We start from the raw sequence: 17882 nt of genomic DNA on the forward strand, positions 1-17882 counted from the left end.
GGTCGGCCCGTGCCTTCGGTCGGAGGCGGGGGTCAGAGTCGGCTGAAGGGGGCCCACTGCTTGATGGCGAAGGCACCGGCGTCGCGCTGGACCTCCAGTGCGCTGTGGCCGGCGAGGTGTGCGGGCAGTATCAGGGCGTTGTGGTCGGCGGCCCGGCCGAGGATCTTGTGGCGGGTGGCGCGGGAGGCGGCCGGGTCCTCGCAGAAGCAGCTGTTGTGTTCGGGCTCCATGATCTGCAGCGGGGTGTGCAGCAGGTCGCCGGCGAACACCGCGCGGTCGCTGCCGGAGGCCAGGGTGATCACGCTGGAGCCAGGGGTGTGCCCGGGTGCCGCCTCCAGCCGCAGGTTGGCGTCGATGGTGTGGCTGTCCTCCCACAGCAGCACCTGGCCCGCGGCGTGGACGGGGGCGACGCTGTCCTCGAAGACGTTCTCGTTGACGCCGCCGGCGATGTCCGGGTGGGTCGCCGGGTTCCAGCGCTCGAAGTCGGCCCGGGGCATCAGGTAAGTGGCGTTGGGGAAGGTCGGCACCCAGGCGCCGTCGACCAGGCGGGTGTTCCAGCCGACGTGGTCGGCGTGCAGGTGGGTGTTGACCACGAGGTCGACGTCCTCGGGCCGCACACCGGCCCGGGCGAGGGTGCCGAGGTAGTCCAGCTGCAGGTGGTCCCACACCTCGACGGCCGGGCGGGACTTGTCGTTGCCGACGCCGGTGTCGACCAGGATGGTGCGGCCCTCGCTGCGCAGCAGCCAGGTCTGCATGGCGGCGTGGACCATGGTGTCGTGCTGAACTGGTCGGTGGGCATGATCGGCCCGTGCGTCTCCTCGATCCGGGTGACAGTGACGTCACCCAGGGTGATCTCGTGCGTATCGCGCATGGGGTTCTCCGTAAAGTGGGGGTTGGTCGGCTCAGCCGTCCAGGCGGGCGAGGACGAGGTTGGGGTCCTTCGCGGTGAGGTAGGCGGCGCTCGGGACGTAGACGGTGTCGCCACGCAGCGCGATGGAGGTTGGACCCTGCAGGCCGTCGGCGGCGGTCAGGGCGGTGGTGTGGGTGCCGTCGGGCCGGACCAGGGCGACCTGGTTGACGTTGTTGAGGGCGGCGATGATCTGGTCGCCGTGGCCTGTGAAGGCGAAGTCGTCGATCCCGGTCAGACCGGTGGCGGTGACCAGGGCGGTGCCGGCACGCCCGCCGGGGAGCATCGGGATGCGGACAATGGTGCCCTTGTCGAGGTTGGTGGCCCAGACCGCCCCGTTGTGGATCTTCAGGCCGTTGGCACCGAGGAATCCGGCGGGGGCCAGCGCCGGGTCGGTGGACCAGGCGGTGGCGATGCCGCCGGAGGTGGGCACGCGCCAGACGGTTCCGAGGACGGAGTCGGTGACGTACAGAGTGCGGGTGTCCAGGGCCAGGCCGTTGGGCAGGCCGTCGGCGGGCAGTGCGGCGATGCGCTGCGGTCGGCCGCCCGGGCGCAGGCGCCATACGCCGGTCAGGTCCGCGGTGCCGGTGGCGTAGAGGAAGTACAGGGTGCCGTCGTGGGCGCGGACGATGCCGGTGGTCAGCGGGAAGCCCAGGGCCGGGGTGTGCACGCCGCCGTCGGCGGGTGCGGGCAGAGTGGCCAGGGTCCGGACGGCACCGTGGCGGGAGACCGCGGCGACCTGGCGGGCCTTGGCGAAGGTGACGTACGCGGTGCCGTCCGGGGCCAGCACGATGTTTTCCGGCAGCTGGCCCCTGGCCAGGTCGAAGTGTACGGCGGTACGCGCGTGGCCGAGCGGTGGCGAGACGGCGGCTGCCGGGGCCGGAACGGCCATCGCGACCGCGATCGCGGCGGCGGCAAGGACGGCGGGCTTGGTGAACACGGGCTTCCTTCAACTGCTTTCGGGCATGCGGAAGCGAAACGCTGACGCATGACGGTGGATGGTGTGCGGGGTCAGCCGGTGCTGAGCCGGCTGTCCGAACGGGCGGGGGTGGCCCGGGTGATGGCCTGGGCGAGGAGGCCCAGGGCGGCTCGCGAGGGTGAGCCCGCCGCGGTGGTGGCGACCACGACGCTGGGGCCCGGCCCCTGGCTGAGGGTCTGCTGCATGACGGTCAGTGGACCGACCAGCGGGTGCCGCATCTCGTACTCGGCGACCGTGCAGGCCCTGACCCGGTGGTCGGCCCACATGGACGCGAAGTCCTCGCTCTTCGCACTCAGTTCACCCAGCAGCGTGTGCAGTGCGGCGTCCTGGGGGTACTGGCCCGCCACCAGGCGCAGATTCCCCACCACCGCCCTGGCCTTGCTCGGCCAGTCCGCGTACAGGTCGCGCGTATGGGCGTCGAGGAACACCAGTCCGGCCATGTTGGGGCGCTCCGCCGGTACGTCCGGGGCACCGGGGTCGAGGTGACCGGCGAACAGCGCGTGGCCCAGTCGGTTCCACGCCAGAACGTCACTGCGCCTGCCGACCACGACCGCGGGGACGTCCCCGAGCGCGTCCAGCAGCTGGGCGATGGGCTCCGTCACGCGCTCCGGCGCGGGGCGCCGCCGACCGCGGGGCTTGGCCGATCGGGCCAGGTCGTGCAGGTGCCGGCGCTCGGACTCGTCCAGCCGCAGGGCGCGGGCGATCGCGTCCAGCACCTCCGGCGAGGCGCCCCGCGAATGCCCCTGTTCCAACCGGGCGTAGTAGGAGGCGCTCACCCCCGCCAGCAGCGCCAGTTCCTCACGGCGAAGACCCGGCACCCGCCGGCGCTCCCCGTAGGTGGGCACCCCGGCCTCGTCGGGTCGCAGCTGGGAGCGCCGCGTCTGCAGGAAGTCCCCGAGCTGTGATTTCCCGTCCATGGCTCCGAGTATGGGTCGACCCGCAGCGCGCAGCCTCTCCCTGCCGAGGATAGGCACCAGCGGCCCGACTTCGCCTCCGTCCTCGGCGGCGGGCGCGCCCACCGGCGGATAGCCGCGAACGAGGCGGGAGGGGGCGGGGTCGGAGGGGTGGTGTCCTGGACGCTCACGCATATTTGTGGCGCCAATCTCCGGCCCACGCAAGCCCCCGGCCAACGGCGCCGTAAATGTGCGGTCCAGGGCGCCGCCCCGCAGGCCCCGCCCCCGGCACCCACCACGAACAGCAGGCGCACCCACCACGCACCCGCACCACGCCCGTCACCGGAGCGACCGCGCGGGGTCCGGGGCGGGGCCCCTGCCGGAGCGTGGGGGCGGAGCCCCCGCGCCCGCACCCGCACCCGCACCCGCACCCGCACCCAGCGGACCCCGCGGACCCCGCGGACCCGCGGAAGCCTCACCCTTCCGCGATCACCACCGCCGACGCGACCCCCGCGTCATGGCTCAGCGAGACGTGCAGGCCCCGTACCCCCAGCCGTTCCGCGCACGTGGCGACCGTGCCGCGGATCGAGAGGCGGGGGCGGCCGCTCGGCTCGGTGAGGATTTCGGCGTCGGTCCAGCGCAGGCCGCCGGGGGCGCCCAGGGACTTGGCCAATGCTTCCTTGGCCGCGAAGCGGGCGGCCAGGGAGGCCATGCCGCGGCGCTCCCCGCTCGGCAGCCACAGCTCGTGCTCGACGAACAGGCGGTCCGCCATGCCGGGGGTGCGCCGCAGCGCGTCGTCGAAGCGGTCGATCTCGGCGACGTCGATGCCGACACCGATGATCACGACGTCGCTCGACGGGGCCGACCGGACCCACTCGTCACTCGACCGTCACCGACTTGGCCAGGTTCCTCGGCTGGTCGACCTCGTTGCCGCGCGCCGTCGCCAGCTCGCACGCGAAGACCTGCAGCGGCACGGTGGCGACCAGGGGCTGCAGCAGGGTGGGCGTGGCGGGGATCTCGATGAGGTGGTCGGCGTACGGGGCCACCGTCTCGTCGCCACGCTCGGCGATCACGATGGTGCGGGCGCCGCGGGCCCGGATCTCCTGGATATTGGAGACGATCTTGTCGTGGAGCACCGACCGGCCGCGCGGCGACGGGACGACCACCACGACCGGTACGTCCTGCTCGATCAGCGCGATCGGCCCGTGCTTGAGCTCGCCCGCCGCGAAGCCCTCGGCGTGCATGTACGCGAGCTCCTTGAGCTTGAGCGCGCCCTCCAGGGCGACCGGGAAGCCGACGTGCCGCCCCAGGAAGAGCACGGTGTTCTTGTCGGCCAGGGTGCGGGCCAGCTCCCGTACCGGCTCCATGGTCTCCAGGACCTCTTCCACCTGGGTCGCGATCTCCGACAGCTCGCGGATCACGGAGAGGATCTCGTCGCCCCACTTGGTGCCGCGCACCTGGCCCAGGTAGAGAGCCACCAGGTAGCAGGCCACCAGCTGGGTGAGGAACGCCTTGGTGGAGGCGACGGCGACCTCGGGACCGGCGTGGGTGTAGAGCACCGCGTCCGACTCACGCGGAATCGTGGAGCCGTTCGTGTTGCAGATGGCCAGCACCTTCGCGCCCTGCTCACGGGCGTGCCGCAGCGCCATCAGGGTGTCCATGGTCTCGCCGGACTGCGAGATGGCGATCACCAGCGTCCGCTGGTCCAGGATCGGGTCGCGGTAGCGGAACTCGCTGGCCAGCTCCGTCTCGCAGGGGATCCGGGTCCAGTGCTCGATGGCGTACTTGGCGATCATGCCCGCGTGGTACGCGGTGCCGCACGCCACGATCACGACCTTGCTGACCTCGCGCAGCACCGAGGCCGGGATGCGCACCTCGTCCAGGCAGAGGTTCCCGGCCAGGTCGATCCGGCCGAGCAGGGTGTCCGCGACGGCCTTCGGCTGCTCGGCGATCTCCTTGAGCATGAAGTAGTCGTAGCCGCCCTTCTCGGCGGCGGAGGCGTCCCAGTCCACGTGGTACGGGCGGACCTCGGCCGGCGCCCCCTCGAAGTCGGTGACGGTCACACCGTCCCGGCGGGCCTCCACGACCTGGTCCTGGCCCAGCTCGATGGCCTCGCGGGTGTGGGCGATGAAGGCGGCCACATCGGAGGCGAGGAACGCCTCCTCCTCGCCGACGCCGACGACCAGCGGCGAGTTGCGGCGCGCCCCGACCACCACATCGGGCGCGTCCGCGTGCACCGCGACCAGTGTGAAGGCCCCCTCCAGCCGGCGGCAGACCTGGCGCATCGCCTCGGCGAGGTCACCGCTGGACGAGAACGACTCGGCGAGCAGATGCGCCACGACCTCGGTGTCGGTCTCGGAGGCCAGCTCATGGCCGCGCTCGGCCAGCTCGGCGCGGAGCGCGGCGAAGTTCTCGATGATGCCGTTGTGGACGACGGAGACGCGGCCCGCGTTGTCCAGGTGCGGATGGGCGTTGGCATCGGTCGGGCCGCCATGGGTGGCCCAACGGGTGTGGCCGATGCCGGTGCCCCCGGTGGGCAGCGGGCGGTCGGCCAGCTCCTTCTCCAGGTTGCCCAGCTTGCCCGCCTTCTTGGCCGCCGCCAGCCCACCGTCGGCCAGCACGGCGACGCCCGCCGAGTCATAGCCGCGGTACTCCAGCCGCTTGAGCCCGGCGAGGACGACGTCGAGGGCCGACTGCCCTCCCACATAACCAACGATTCCGCACATGGACGCAGCGTACGACCCCCGGCCCCGGCCCGGGGTGACCGACCCCACGCCTCGGCACCGGTCACTCGGGCGGTCCCTGGCATGACAATGAGGGGGTGATCACGTCAAGCGCGCGCGCGGCGCGCACCGTGCGCGGCCCGCAGCGGCGGAGCGGCGAAGCGACCCCGTACGTCGATCTGTCCCGCTCCGAGTGGAGCGCGCTGCGGGACAAGACGCCGCTGCCGCTGACCGCCGGCGAGGTCGAGAAGCTGCGGGGACTCGGCGATGTCATCGACCTCGATGAGGTGCGGGATGTCTATCTGCCGCTGTCCCGGCTGCTCAACCTCTATGTGGCCGCCACCGGCAATCTGCGCGGCGCGCTCAATACCTTCCTGGGCGACACCAAGCGGGGCAACGGGGCCCAGCCCGGTACGCCGTTCGTGATCGGCGTGGCGGGGAGCGTCGCGGTCGGCAAGTCGACCACCGCGCGGCTGCTCCAGGCGCTGCTGGCCCGCTGGCCCGAGCATCCGCGGGTAGAGCTGATCACCACGGACGGCTTTCTTTACCCCAACGCCGAGCTGCGCCGCCGTGGGCTGATGTCCCGCAAGGGGTTCCCGGAGAGCTATGACCGCAGGGCGCTGACCCGCTTCGTCGCCGATGTGAAGGCGGGCCGGGCGGAGGTGTCGGCGCCGGTCTACTCCCACCTGATCTACGACATCGTGCCGGACGAGCAGCTGACCGTGCACCGCCCCGACATCCTCATCGTCGAGGGCCTCAATGTGCTGCAGCCCGCGCTGCCGGGGAAGGACGGGCTGACCCGGGTCGGGCTCGCGGACTTCTTCGACTTCAGCGTCTACGTGGATGCCCGGACCGAGGACATCGAGCGCTGGTACCTGGGCCGCTTCAGGAAGCTGCGGGAGACGGCCTTCCAGGACCCGTCCTCGTACTTCCGCAAGTACACCCAGGTCTCCGAGGAGGAGGCGCTGGACTACGGGCGGATGATCTGGCGGACCATCAACAAGCCCAATCTGAAGCAGAATGTGCAGCCCACGCGGGGGCGGGCGACGCTTGTGCTGCGGAAGGGGCCGGATCACAAGGTGCAGCGGCTGTCCCTGCGCAAGCTGTGAGGAGCGTCGGGCCATGCTGCACTTGAGGTTGATCGTCCCCGCCGACCGCACCGAGGACGTGGTGCGCACGATCGAGAAGACGGTCGGCACCACCCATCTGGTGGTGCTGCCCGGCGCCGCCCGCGACCCCGTGGGGGACGTCGTCATGTGCGACGTGGCGCGCGAGGCCGGGGACGCCCTGCTGGGCGACCTGCGTGAGCTGGGCCTTGACGAGGCCGGTTCGATCGCGGTGGAGAACATCGACCTGTCGCTGTCCAAGCGCGCCGACAAGGCGGAGGAGGAGGCGCCCGGCGAGGGAGCGGACGCGGTCCTGTGGGAGCACCTGGCGGACGCCACCCACGAGGAGTCCACGCTCTCGGTCACCTACCTCGCCTTCCTCGTCATCGCGACGATGATCGCGGCATGCGGTGTGGTGCTGGACAACGCGATCCTGATCGTCGGTGCGATGGCGGTCGGCCCCGAGTTCGGTCCGCTGGCGGGGCTGTGCACCGCGCTGGTGCGGCGCGCGCCGCGGCTGGCCGCCCGCTCGGCGATCGCGCTGCTGGTCGGATTCGCGGCGGCGATGGCGCTGACCACCGGCTTCAGCATCGCGATGGACGCGGTGGGTCTCTTCGACAAGGACATGCTGGAGCGTGCCCGGCCGAACACGGACTTCATCTGGAAGCCGGACATGTTCTCGTTCGTGGTCGCCGTGCTCGCGGGGATCGCCGGAACGCTCTCGCTGACCTCGGCGAAGTCCGGCGCGCTGGTGGGCGTGGCGATCTCGGTGACCACGGTGCCCGCGGCGGCCAACGCGGCGGTGGCGCTCGGGTACGGGGAGATCGACCAGATGTGGGGCTCGACGGAGCAGCTGCTGCTGAATCTGGTGGGGATCGTGGTGGCGGGGACGCTGACGCTGCTGGCGCAGAAGGTTTTGTGGGGGCGGCGGGGGTCTCCTCCCCCGGGGTAGGGAGCTTCCCCACCCCGCCCCTTCCCGCAGCATCGATATGCGGCTCCGCCGCGTGGCGGGGCTCCGCCCCGGACCCCGCTCCTCAAACTCCCCCAGCTATCGCTGGGAGTGCCCCCTGGAGGGGCTGGAATATCCAGCCCCTCCGGCGCGAGAAGTCCGGGGATGAACGGCCGCACCTTGCGCCGCTTCCCGCGGAGCGCTTAGCCCAGGGCCGACTTCACCGCGTCCGCCAGGCGGCCCGCGACCGAGCGGGCCTGCTCGATGTCGGCGGCCTCGACCATGACCCGTACCAGCGGCTCCGTGCCCGAGGGGCGGAGCAGGACCCGGCCGGTCTCGCCCAGCTCGCGCTCGGCCTCGGCGACGGCCGCGGCCACGTCCGCGCTGGAGGCGACGCGGGACTTGTCCACGTCGGGGACGTTGACCAGCACCTGCGGCAGCCGCTCCATGACACCCGCGAGGTCGGCCAGGGTGCGGCCGGTCGCGGCGACGCGGGCCGCCAGCAGCAGGCCGGTGAGGGTGCCGTCACCCGTCGTGGCGTGGTCGAGGACGATCACGTGCCCGGACTGCTCGCCGCCCAGGGCGTAGCCGTGGGCCTTCATCTCCTCCAGCACATAGCGGTCCCCGACCGCCGTCTGGACCAGTTCGACGCCCTCGCGCCGCATGGCCAGCTTGAAGCCGAGGTTGGACATCACGGTGCCGACCACCGTGTCCCCGCGCAGGTTGCCCGCCTCGCGCATGGCCAGGGCCAGGACGGCGAGGATCTGGTCGCCGTCGACCTCGCGGCCCGTGGCGTCCACCGCGAGACAGCGGTCGGCGTCCCCGTCGTGGGCGATGCCGAGGTCGGCCCGGTGCTCCACGACGGTCGCCTGGAGGCGGGCGAGGTGGGTGGAGCCGTAGCCGTCGTTGATGTTGAGCCCGTCCGGGTCGGTGCCGATCGTCACGACCTCGGCCCCGGCCCGCGCGAACGCCTCCGGGGAGACCCGGGCGGCGGCGCCGTGCGAACCGTCGATGACGATCTTGAGGCCGTCGAGCCGGTTGGGGAGGACGCCGACCAGATGGGCCACATAGGCGTCGAAGCCCTCGTCGTAGTCCCGGACCCGGCCCACCCCGGTGCCCGTCGGCCGGTCCCACGGCTCGCCGGAGGCGTGGGCGCGGTAGGTGGTCTCGATGCGGTCCTCCAGCTCGTCGGCCAGCTTGTGGCCGCCGCGGGCGAAGAACTTGATGCCGTTGTCGGGCATCGGGTTGTGGCTCGCGGAGAGCATCACCCCGAGGTCCGCGTCCAGCGCCCCGGTCAGATGCGCGACGGCCGGTGTGGGCAGCACGCCGACCCGCAGTACGTCCACCCCGGCGCTGGCCAGCCCCGCCACCACGGCGGCCTCCAGGAACTCCCCGGACGCTCGCGGATCCCGCCCGACCACCGCCACCGGCCGATGGCCTTCGAAGGTTCCCGCCTCGGCGAGCACATGCGCCGCCGCTACCGACAGGCCGAGCGCCATCTCAGCCGTCAGATCGGCGTTCGCGACGCCGCGCACACCATCCGTACCGAAGAGTCGTCCCACTGGTGTCCTCCGAAGTTACGAGCTGGGGGGCTGAAGCTTGCTTGTAGGTATACGCCCCCCGGTGGCGATAGCCGAACGCCCCGGAGGCACAGGTGGTGCCGCCGGGGCGTTCGGGTGAAGCAGCGGTGCCGCGATGGGCGTCAGCGCTTGCTGTACTGCGGCGCCTTGCGAGCCTTCTTCAGACCGGCCTTCTTGCGCTCGGTGGCGCGGGGGTCACGGGTCAGGAAGCCGGCCTTCTTGAGGGGGCCGCGGTTGTTGTCCACGTCCGCCTCGTTCAGCGCCCGGGCGATGCCCAGACGCAGCGCCCCGGCCTGGCCGGAGACGCCGCCGCCCGAGATGCGGGCGATGACGTCGTAGCGGTCGTCCAGCTCGAGCACCTTGAAGGGCTCGTTGACTTCCTGCTGGTGAACCTTGTTGGGGAAGTACTCCTCGAGAGTACGTCCGTTGATCTTCCACTGCCCGCTGCCCGGCACGATGCGGACACGCGCCACGGCGTTCTTGCGGCGCCCGGTGCCGGCGGCAGGCTGCGGGTCACCGAAGCGGGAAGCGAGCGACTCGGAGGTGTACTCCGACTCGACCGTCTCGACGCTCTCGGTGGTGTACTCCTCGACATCGAGGGGGGTCTCGGCGGTGGTCTCGGCCACGATGCTCCTCAGATTCTCTTCGTCGTAAGGGGTGGCCGGGACTACTGCGCGACCTGGGTGATCTCGAACGGAACCGGCTGCTGAGCGGCGTGCGGGTGCTGGTCGCCCGAGTACACCTTCAGCTTCGAGAGCATCTGACGGCCCAGGGTGTTCTTGGGGAGCATGCCCTTGATGGCCTTCTCGACGGCCTTCTCCGGGTTCTTCTCCAGCAGCTCGTCATAGCGGATGGAGCGCAGACCACCCGGGTAGCCGGAGTGGCGGTACGCCATCTTCTGGGTCCGCTTGTTGCCGGAGAGGTGCACCTTGTCGGCGTTGATGATGATGACGAAGTCACCAGCGTCGACATGCGGCGCGTACACCGGCTTGTGCTTGCCCCGCAAAAGGGTGGCGGCCTGGGTGGCCAGACGGCCCAGAACCACGTCGGTGGCGTCGATGACATGCCACTGACGCTGAACGTCGCCGGGCTTGGGGCTGTACGTACGCACGGTCGTAGCCTTCGCTTCTTCAGTGAGTGGAGTCTCCCCGGGCCCGCGAGGGCCGGGAGGACAGGTCCGGACAAGGCCACCCGGACGATCACGACAGCCCTGGCCGCACCTCGGTGACGCATGCCGAGTGCTTGCCGCTGGTCATCGGCCCGGTGGACCGGCGTAACGGCCTCTCACGTGAGAACGAGCAAGCCAATACGCATAACGAACTGGCAGAATACCGGCCCGCCCCCACCCGGGTCAAAACGCCCCCACACGACCGCGAACCCGTCCACGGCCCGGGTCCGGCCGGAAGGCCTGAGCCGTCGCGCGGCGTAATGGCAGCCGTCGGCGGGTCCATCCTGTCACCCGGCCGGTCTAAGATGCGCGCCATGAGCTTTGGGCAAGGGGGGCCTTATGGGCCCGGGGGTTCTCAGCCGCCTCAGCCGTCGACGCCGGACTGGGCGGCGCTCGCCGATCAGTCCGCCGCGCGCAACCGCCGCCGCAAGCTGCTCTTCATCGGGGGCGGGGCGCTGGCGACGGCCGCCGTCGCCGCGATCGTCGCCACCGCCGTGATCAGCAGCGGTCACAAGGACAAGGGGGGCGGCGATTCGGCCGGTGGGCTGCCCACTCCGCAGGACCTGCCCAGCGAGTCGGCGACGCCCGAGCCGACCTTCTCCAATGTGGCGCCGCCCGCGCCGCCGAAGCCGCTGGACATCATCTCCAGCGCCCGGCGGGACAAGGCACCGCTGAGCGCGGGCAGCCTCTTCCCCGACAAGCGCGCCGCCAAGGACGACCGGTCGTACACCAAGGCGGCGTCCGCCTCCACCACCAGCTGCTCGGCCGGGACCCAGGGGGCGCTCGGTTCGGTTCTGGTGAACAACGGCTGCCGCAAGCTGCTGCGGGCCACCTTCACCCGGGACGGCGTCGCGGTGACGGTCGGCGTCGCCGTCTTCGACGGCAAGGCGGCGGCCGAGAAGGCCAAGGACGGGTACAAGCCGAACATCGCCTCGCTCTCGGGCGGGGGCGTCCCGACCTTCTGCCGCCGGACGGCCTGCCAGAGCTCGGCGAACGCGATCGGGCGGTACGCCTACTTCACGATCTCCGGCTATACGTCGGGGAAGGCGGTCACGTCGTCGGACACCGCCACCCTCCAGGCCGCCCGCGATGTGGCCGACTACACCTTCCGCCGGATCCTGGCCCGGGGCAGCGCCCAGGCGTCGGCGGAGGCCGCCTCGGCCGCCTCCGCCACCAACTGAGACCGGGCCGCAAGCGAAAGGCCCGGCCCGCCGGGCTCAGGACGCGGCGCCCTTCGTGGCCTTCGCCACCTTCGCCACCTGGGCGTCCACCAGCGCGGCCGGGATCTCGGACTTCGCCGGGTCGGCGATGTTGACCCCGAAGAACACCATCACCTGCGGCCCGGTCCGCACGACCGTGAACTTGATGACGGCCTTCTCCTTGCCCGCGTCATGCAGGCTGAAGGACACCGCCTCGTCCCCGGCCTTCGGCGCGTCGAGCGGTGTCACCTTCTTGACGTCCGCCTTCCCGCCCGAGCCGTCCTCGGCGGGGAAGCCGCTCTGGCAGGCGGAGACGGCGTCGCGCAGGTCCTTCACGGTGCGCTCGGCGTCGCCCGGTCCGTAGGAGGAGATCCGGATCAGGCCGGTGCCCCCGACCTTCGCCTTGGTGAGGTCGGTGGCGTAGGCGCGGTGGACGCTGGCCTTGGGGGCCGGGTCGTACTGGCTCCCCATCAGCGCGGCCATCGGCCGGCACGCGGCCTTGCCGGTCTTGGCCGAGCCGCCCTCGCTGACTTCCTTGTCCGTCATCTTCTGCACCTCGACCCCCTTGACCTCGCCGTTGGTCAGGGCGGCCCGCTCCAGGGCGGACGCGGACAGGGGCTTGGCGGCCGGGTCGGAACTCGCGGCCTTGTCGCCCTGCGAAGCGCCGTCGCCCTGCTCGGCGCTGCCCGCCTGCTTGGCGCCGTCCGCCTTGCCCTCGCCGGAGTCGCTGCCGCATCCGGTCATCAGCCCGAGCGCCGCCACCACCGCGATGGCCGCGCCCACGGTCCGCTTCGCACCGGAGTCGTTCATTTCTCTGTCCACCCCTGGTCGGTATCGGGCCCGTACGGCCTCCGCACGGACACCCCGCAGACTCCCAGAACCCGGGGAAGGTTGTAATCCCTTTTCCGAATGTGGTTGATCCCATATCACCACACGCATAAGCAACCTTCGCGGCCCCAGTCAGTCTTACCGACCGACTCGGTCCTTACTGGCTCCGCCTCGGAGGGGAGGGCACGTCGCGGCAGTTCAGCCCCGCCGCGCGTACATCACCATGAAGATTTCTTTCCTGCTCCACAACGCCTATGGCATCGGCGGAACCATCCGGTCGACCTTCAATGTGGCCGGGGCGCTCGCCGCCCACCACACCGTGGAGATCGTCTCCCTGATCCGCACCATCGACACCCCGAACCTCCCTCTCCACCCCGCCGTGCGGCTCAGACCCCTGATCGACCTGCGCCCCCAGGAAGACCCGCCCCGCGCCGGGCGGCGCGCCGCCGACCTCGGCCATCCGCTGCTGACCCGGCCCAGCGCCCACATCCCCGCCGCCGAGGCCAGGGGCACCACCAACTTCAACGCCCTCACCGACGAGCGCGTCGCCGGGTACCTCGACCGCACCGACGCCGATGTCGTCATCGCCACCCGCCCCGGCCTGGTCATCTATCTCGCCGCGCTCGGCCGCGCCGGCCGCTTTCTGCGGATCGGCCAGGAGCACCGCCTCTACGGCACCCACCGCGCCGAGATCCGCGCCGCCTGCGACGCCGCCATACCCCACCTCGACGCGTACACCTCCGTCTCCGAGGCCGACGCGGCCACCCATCGGGCCCATCTCCCCGGTGTCACCACCCGGCTGACCGCCCTGCCCAACGGGGTGCCCGCCACCGGGATCGAGCCCTCCGACGGCCGCGCCAAACTCGTCGTGGCCGCGGGCCGGCTGATCCCCGTCAAGCGCTACGACCTGCTGGTGGCCGCCTGGGAGACGGTGGCCGCCAAACACCCCGACTGGCGGTTGCGCATCTACGGCCGCGGCCCCCAACTCCCCGCGCTGCGCCGTCAGGTCGACGAGCTCGGCCTGGCCGGCCACATCACCCTGATGGGCGCCCACTCCCCCATCGAGACCGAATGGGCCAAGGGCGCGATCGCCGCCGTCACCTCCCGCGAGGAGTCGTTCGGCATGACGATCGTCGAGGCGATGCACTGCGGGGTGCCCGTGGTCGCCACCGACTGCCCGCACGGTCCGGGCGAGATCATCACCGATGGCCGGGACGGACTGCTGGTGCCGGTGGGCGACGCGGACGGGATCGCCAAGGGGCTGCTGACCCTGATCGAGGACGATGAACTGCGCCGCTCGATGGGCGCGGCGGCCCGGATCGCGGCGGAGCGCTACGCCCCCGAGCGCGTGGCGGCCGCCTACGTACGGCTCATCGAGGAGCTCCACACCGCCCGCTCCACCACGGCCCCGGCCCACCGGCGCCGTACGGCCGGGCCGTTAAGGGGCCGGCCGGCCGGAGTGCCGCTGACCGGCGCCCTCAAGGACACGGTCAAGCAGCTGATCCGCAAGCCCCTGCGGCCCGTCGCGTCCTGCCGGGTCACCGCCGAGGGCGATCTGTCGGTGCTGCTGGAGCCCGCCGGCGTGCACGGCGGTGAGCTCGAACTGACCGTCACCCGCCGCAAGAGCGACGAGCCGCCCTTCCACATACCGCTGCTGCCCCCGGTCGGCGCCGCGCCGTCCGCGCCCTGGACGGCCACCCTCGACCGCGCGACGCTCGACCTCGACGAGGGCCGCTGGGACCTGCATGTGGTCCGCCCCTCCGACGGCGTCCGCCGCCGGGTCGGCTGCCGCTTCGCCGAGGGGCGCGGGCTGCTGGACCTGGAGCCGCTGCCCGGCTCCCCGTTCACCTGGTGGATCCCCTACTCCACCGTCGACGGCTATCTCGCGCTGCGCGCCTGGCGGCGCCCGGCCCACGCCGAGGCCCGGGTGATCCGCCTGGACGCCGAGGGGATCGCCGTCGAAGGCACCCTGCACGGCGCGCGCTTCGGGCCCGACGCCGCCCCCGCCGCGGTGGCCACCCCGTCCAGGGGCCCGGCCCGCCCGTTCCTCACCGGGGTCACCGCGCTCGACGGCGGCCGGTTCCGCTTCACCGTTCCGTACGAGCGGATCCGGGAGGCTCATGACGGCGAAGAGGGCGCCGCGGGCTGGACCCTGACGCTCCACAAGTCGGCCCGGGGCGGGACCCCGATCCGGATCGGACGCATCGTCGGCGACATCGTGGACCGCGACAAAACGGACCTCTTTCCGATCACTCACGGTGTCCGCCCCCACCTCACCCGCACCGGTGACCTCGCCATCATCTCCGTCACCACGGGGAATTGAGAGAATCGGTCCAAAGGTGCCGTGTTTGCCGCCGAGATCACCGGTAACACTCGGTGATACCAGCCTCGAGCGAGGAAAATCTCTGCGGAAGGCACAGCGATGTCAACAGTCACGCTCATCATCCTGCTGGCGGCACTGGCCGCCATGGCCGGCCTTGTGATCGCCCCCTCGGTGCGGCAGGCCCGCAAGGGCGAGCTGCCGGTCCGAAGCCTGCCCTCGGAAGCCAGGGAGCAGTACGCGGCGCGGTGGGCGGGCCTGCAGGAGCGGTTCGTGGACTCCCCCGGATGGGCCCTGCGCGAAGCCGACCGGCTGCTGGGCGCGCTGGCCGTCGACCGCGGCTATCCGGCCGAGTCCGAGGAGAAGCGGATGGACGCGCTGTCCGTCCGCCACCCCGAGGAGATCGACGGCTACCGCCGGCTGCACGCCATGGCGGCGCGGGTGCACGAGGGCGAGACGGCCACGGAGCGGATGCGGGAGGCCCTGATCGCGGCGCGTCCCCTGTTCGAACAGCTGGTCCGTGCCCAGCCGCACGACGAGCGCCCGCTCCCGCCTCCGGTCCCCCGTCAGCGGGACCTCCAGCGGGGCCGTGTCCCGCGGCAGCGCCTCGGCCCGGCCGCCGATCACTGACCGGTGAGCCGCACCGCCAGCGCGAGGGTGTCATCCGGATGCAGGATCACCGTGTGCATATCCTCCGCGATGGCGCCGGGGACCTCCTCCGTCGGGCTCTGCAGATGCTTGTGCGCGGCCTCGATCAGGCGCTTCTCGCCCTCGATCGGGTCCCGGCGGCTCTCGGTGAGACCGTCGGTGTAGAGCAGGAGGAGGTCCCCGGGGGCCAGCCGCTCGGTCAGCGGGGTCTCGCTGCCGGGCAGCGGAAAGCCGATTCCGCGCCCCCGGGCCTCCAGATACCGGGCCGTCCCGTCGCGGCGCAGCAGCAGCGCGGGCGGATGGCTCCCATTGGCCAGCCACAGCTCACCGGTGGCCGGATCGATCCGGGCCAGCTGCACGGTGGCCATCACGGACCGGTCGAAGGGGCGCAGGATCTCGTCGGTGCGGGCCACGATCGACTCGAGCCGATGGCCCTCCAGGGCCAGGGTGCGCACCGCGTGGGTGACGTTGAGCGCGCTGCGCGTGCTGGTCACCCCATGGCCCAGCGCGTCCACGATGGTGATGTGGACGGTGCCGTCGGGCAGCACGAACCAGTCGTACAGATCCCCGCCGGTCGGCGCGTCGGTGCCGGCCGGCTCGTAGTGCACGGCGAGTTCGAGACCGTCGGCCTTGATGGGCGCCGGGCGCAGCGCGTCCTCCAGCTCCCGCAGGGTCTGGCCGTGCGCGGTGCGCAACTGCTTGTCCCGCTCGTCGAGCTGGACGTAGAGCGCGAGCACCCCGCTGTTGGTCTCGGCGAGTTCGTCATTGAGACGGCGGTGCTCGGAGGTGAGCGCGTCGGCGGCGGCCACGACCGCGCGCAGCTCCTCCGCGGCGAGGGCGTCCTCGTCGGGCGCCTCGGCCGCGGCGCCGGAGGGGGGTGACGCCGGGAGGCGCCAGACCGTCTCGCCCTCGGTCACCTCGTCGGGGGCCATCGGGAGATCCGCCGCCACCGGACCCGTATCGCCCGGGGTCCGCAGCACCACCGTGAGCAGTCCCCCGGCCGGTTCGTAACCCCACTCGAGGCCCGCCTCCCGACCGGCCCGCAGCGCCGCCCCGGCGGCCTCGGCGGCGGACAGCACAAGGCGGGCCCGGACCGCGGGGTCCAGGGCGTGCTCCCGGGCCAGCGCCCGAACGGCCCGGCTGAGCCCCGCCGTCGTGGCGCAGGTGAGGTTCCTCGTCGTCATGGAAGCCTTAAGGGGGACCTGGCCGCGAGCACCGTGGCGTCGTCGCGGACGCGGCGATGGCCATGGGCGAGTGCGGCGGACAGCAGGGGCGGCGGGAGGCGGAGCACGGACGGGGGCGGGTCGAGCGACCAGCGGGCGTCGATGCCGTCGCTGTGCAGCACCGCCGTACCGCCCTGGGGCAGCGGGAAGTCGTGGACGCGGGGGGTGGGCATTCCCCAGCCGACGATACCGGGCTGGCCGATCAGCCGGTGCCGGACCCGGTCGTGGGTCAGGGCGAGGGCGCGGATGTTGCCGATGCCGCAGTAGTCGGCGTGCTCGGGACGCAGCCGCAGCACGCCCACGGCGGCGCCCCGGGTGTGCCGCAGGGCCCGGTTCATCCGGGTGAGCACCTCCGGCAGCGGCCGGTCCGGGTCGGTGTGGAAGGTACGCAGCGCCGCCTGGGCCGCCTCGGCGGCGGGCCGGCCGTGGCCGAGACCGTCCAGGACGACCGCGGTGCGGGCGGCGTCCGTGTCGACGACCGCGCAGGCGTCGCCGCAGCCCTCCTCCCCCTCGGCGGGCAGACAGACCGCACCCACCCCCTGCCACCCCGGCCGCTGCCCGCCCGGCGCGGTGAGGCGGGCGCAGGCCCAGGTGCCCGCGTGGGTCCCGTCGGCGCTGCGCATCTGGAAGTGGGTCGCCATCCGCTTGACGGCGCCGAGCCCGACCCCCAGCGTGCCGGACGTGGTGTAGCCGTCCGTCAGACAGCGCTCGGGGTCGTGCATACCGGGGCCGCGGTCGGCGGCGAGGATCTCCACCCCGTGGCCCAGCGGCAGCGGCTGTACGTAGAGCGTGCCGTCGTTGGCGTGCTTGTCCAGGTTGGTCGCCAGCTCCGAGGCGATCACGGCCGCCTGGTCGGGCAGCGCCCCCGGCAGCCCGCACGCCCGGGCTACCTCACGCGCCGCCTCGGCGGCCAGATGCACGGCACTGCGGTGGTCGACGCGCACCTGGACGGTGGGCGCCGTGAACGTATGGGTCACCGCACCGTCCAGCGGGTGACGACCACCACCGTGCCCTCACCCGGGCCGGTGCGCACCGAGAACTCGTCCATCAGCCGCCGGGCGCCGCCCAGCCCGTGGCCCAGGCCGGAGCCGGTGGTGAAGCCGTCGGTGAGCGCCGCGTCGAGGTCGGCGATCCCCGGCCCCTCGTCCTTGACGACCAGCCGCAGCCCGCGCCGTCCGCGGGGGTCGCGCGGATACTCCAGGGTCACCGTGCCGCCGCCCCCGTGGACATAGGCGTTACGGGCCAGCTCGCTGGCGGCCGTGACCACCCGGGTCTGGTCCACCAGGCCGAAGCCCACCTCGACGGTGGCCGCGCGCACGGCATGGCGGACCGTCAGCAGGTCCTCCTCCGTCCGCACCG

The 17882-nt window shown here is 72.3% G+C and carries 16 protein-coding genes and 1 pseudogene; 5 read left to right on the plus strand and 12 right to left on the minus strand.

What is annotated here, in order from left to right; genetic code table 11:
* Positions 1-32: 32 nt before the first annotated feature.
* The 5 genes and pseudogenes from LIV37_RS21485 to glmS form a co-directional block, all read right to left on the minus strand.
* Positions 33-871: pseudogene (locus tag LIV37_RS21485) on the minus strand (MBL fold metallo-hydrolase).
* A gap of 31 nt (positions 872-902) precedes the next feature.
* A complete protein-coding gene (locus LIV37_RS21490; RefSeq protein ID WP_214663676.1) occupies positions 903-1799 on the minus strand; it encodes a hypothetical protein in 897 nt (298 codons plus the stop codon).
* Positions 1800-1918: 119 nt separating this feature from the next.
* Positions 1919-2803 carry a helix-turn-helix domain-containing protein gene (locus LIV37_RS21495; protein ID WP_020869223.1) on the minus strand — a complete coding sequence of 295 codons (885 nt, stop codon included), beginning with the start codon at positions 2801-2803 and terminating at the stop codon, positions 1919-1921.
* 451 nt (positions 2804-3254) lie between these two features.
* Positions 3255-3623: a holo-ACP synthase gene (locus tag LIV37_RS21500; protein WP_020869224.1), complete on the minus strand. Its 369-nt coding sequence runs from the start codon at positions 3621-3623 to the stop codon at positions 3255-3257.
* 34 nt (positions 3624-3657) lie between these two features.
* A complete protein-coding gene (glmS, locus tag LIV37_RS21505; protein WP_121824659.1) occupies positions 3658-5505 on the minus strand; it encodes a glutamine--fructose-6-phosphate transaminase (isomerizing) in 1848 nt (615 codons plus the stop codon).
* A 128-nt stretch (positions 5506-5633) separates the two neighbouring features.
* Here glmS and coaA point away from each other — a divergent pair, with 128 nt between their 5' ends.
* The gene (gene coaA / locus LIV37_RS21510; RefSeq protein WP_373920778.1) at positions 5634-6611 is read left to right on the plus strand and encodes a type I pantothenate kinase; all 978 of its coding nucleotides are present in this window, start codon (positions 5634-5636) and stop codon (positions 6609-6611) included.
* A 13-nt stretch (positions 6612-6624) separates the two neighbouring features.
* Positions 6625-7560 (plus strand): DUF389 domain-containing protein, encoded by a 936-nt coding sequence (locus LIV37_RS21515; protein ID WP_020869227.1) that lies wholly within the window; start codon positions 6625-6627, stop codon positions 7558-7560.
* Between the two features lie 200 nt (positions 7561-7760).
* On the opposite strand, the gene glmM is transcribed toward LIV37_RS21515, so the two are convergent.
* The 3 genes from glmM to rplM all read right to left on the minus strand — a co-directional run bounded on the left by glmM (position 7761) and on the right by rplM (position 10248).
* Positions 7761-9119, minus strand: coding sequence for a phosphoglucosamine mutase (glmM, locus tag LIV37_RS21520; RefSeq protein ID WP_020869228.1), 1359 nt, complete (start codon positions 9117-9119; stop codon positions 7761-7763).
* Between the two features lie 140 nt (positions 9120-9259).
* Positions 9260-9763 carry a 30S ribosomal protein S9 gene (gene rpsI / locus LIV37_RS21525; RefSeq protein ID WP_020869229.1) on the minus strand — a complete coding sequence of 168 codons (504 nt, stop codon included), beginning with the start codon at positions 9761-9763 and terminating at the stop codon, positions 9260-9262.
* Between the two features lie 41 nt (positions 9764-9804).
* On the minus strand, positions 9805-10248 hold the full coding sequence (gene rplM / locus LIV37_RS21530; protein WP_020869230.1) for a 50S ribosomal protein L13: 444 nt from the start codon (positions 10246-10248) through the stop codon (positions 9805-9807).
* A 371-nt stretch (positions 10249-10619) separates the two neighbouring features.
* Here rplM and LIV37_RS21535 point away from each other — a divergent pair, with 371 nt between their 5' ends.
* Entirely contained in the window at positions 10620-11486 is an 867-nt protein-coding gene (locus LIV37_RS21535; RefSeq protein WP_020869231.1) for a hypothetical protein, read from the plus strand.
* A 36-nt stretch (positions 11487-11522) separates the two neighbouring features.
* On the opposite strand, the gene LIV37_RS21540 is transcribed toward LIV37_RS21535, so the two are convergent.
* Positions 11523-12314, minus strand: coding sequence for a hypothetical protein (locus LIV37_RS21540; RefSeq protein ID WP_020869232.1), 792 nt, complete (start codon positions 12312-12314; stop codon positions 11523-11525).
* A 241-nt stretch (positions 12315-12555) separates the two neighbouring features.
* On the opposite strand from LIV37_RS21540, the gene LIV37_RS21545 reads away from it, so the two are divergent.
* Both LIV37_RS21545 and LIV37_RS21550 read left to right on the plus strand, forming a co-directional pair.
* The gene (locus LIV37_RS21545; protein ID WP_020869233.1) at positions 12556-14655 is read left to right on the plus strand and encodes a glycosyltransferase family 4 protein; all 2100 of its coding nucleotides are present in this window, start codon (positions 12556-12558) and stop codon (positions 14653-14655) included.
* A gap of 99 nt (positions 14656-14754) precedes the next feature.
* On the plus strand, positions 14755-15282 hold the full coding sequence (locus tag LIV37_RS21550; protein WP_020869234.1) for a hypothetical protein: 528 nt from the start codon (positions 14755-14757) through the stop codon (positions 15280-15282).
* On the opposite strand, the gene LIV37_RS21555 is transcribed toward LIV37_RS21550, so the two are convergent.
* Genes LIV37_RS21555 through LIV37_RS21565 form a run of 3 tightly spaced genes read right to left on the minus strand, consistent with a single transcriptional unit; the run spans position 15276 to position 17880 of the window.
* Positions 15276-16484 (minus strand): PP2C family protein-serine/threonine phosphatase, encoded by a 1209-nt coding sequence (locus tag LIV37_RS21555; protein WP_020869235.1) that lies wholly within the window; start codon positions 16482-16484, stop codon positions 15276-15278. The two genes, LIV37_RS21550 and LIV37_RS21555, sit on opposite strands and share 7 nt — an antisense overlap.
* Positions 16481-17500, minus strand: coding sequence for a SpoIIE family protein phosphatase (locus tag LIV37_RS21560; RefSeq protein WP_020869236.1), 1020 nt, complete (start codon positions 17498-17500; stop codon positions 16481-16483). Before LIV37_RS21560 ends, LIV37_RS21555 begins: the two co-directional genes overlap by 4 nt.
* Positions 17497-17880 (minus strand): ATP-binding protein, encoded by a 384-nt coding sequence (locus LIV37_RS21565; RefSeq protein WP_309471203.1) that lies wholly within the window; start codon positions 17878-17880, stop codon positions 17497-17499. The genes LIV37_RS21560 and LIV37_RS21565 overlap by 4 nt, the downstream gene beginning before the upstream one ends.
* Between the last annotated feature and the right edge of the window lie 2 nt (positions 17881-17882).

The sequence above is a fragment of the Streptomyces rapamycinicus NRRL 5491 genome, assembly GCF_024298965.1.
Classification (GTDB): Bacteria; Actinomycetota; Actinomycetes; order Streptomycetales; family Streptomycetaceae; genus Streptomyces; species Streptomyces rapamycinicus.

What these genes read in the sequence shown, in the direction of transcription:
- LIV37_RS21540 (WP_020869232.1), bottom strand. Translation starts at nt 12,314, where the DNA reads ATGAACGACTCCGGTGCGAAGCGGACCGTGGGCGCGGCCATCGCGGTG.
- LIV37_RS21550 (WP_020869234.1), top strand. Translation starts at nt 14,755, where the DNA reads ATGTCAACAGTCACGCTCATCATCCTGCTGGCGGCACTGGCCGCCATG.
- LIV37_RS21535 (WP_020869231.1), top strand. Translation starts at nt 10,620, where the DNA reads ATGAGCTTTGGGCAAGGGGGGCCTTATGGGCCCGGGGGTTCTCAGCCG.
- LIV37_RS21495 (WP_020869223.1), bottom strand. Translation starts at nt 2,803, where the DNA reads ATGGACGGGAAATCACAGCTCGGGGACTTCCTGCAGACGCGGCGCTCC.
- LIV37_RS21515 (WP_020869227.1), top strand. Translation starts at nt 6,625, where the DNA reads ATGCTGCACTTGAGGTTGATCGTCCCCGCCGACCGCACCGAGGACGTG.
- LIV37_RS21490 (WP_214663676.1), bottom strand. Translation starts at nt 1,799, where the DNA reads ATGGCCGTTCCGGCCCCGGCAGCCGCCGTCTCGCCACCGCTCGGCCAC.
- LIV37_RS21555 (WP_020869235.1), bottom strand. Translation starts at nt 16,484, where the DNA reads ATGACGACGAGGAACCTCACCTGCGCCACGACGGCGGGGCTCAGCCGG.
- glmS (WP_121824659.1), bottom strand. Translation starts at nt 5,505, where the DNA reads ATGTGCGGAATCGTTGGTTATGTGGGAGGGCAGTCGGCCCTCGACGTC.
- LIV37_RS21545 (WP_020869233.1), top strand. Translation starts at nt 12,556, where the DNA reads ATGAAGATTTCTTTCCTGCTCCACAACGCCTATGGCATCGGCGGAACC.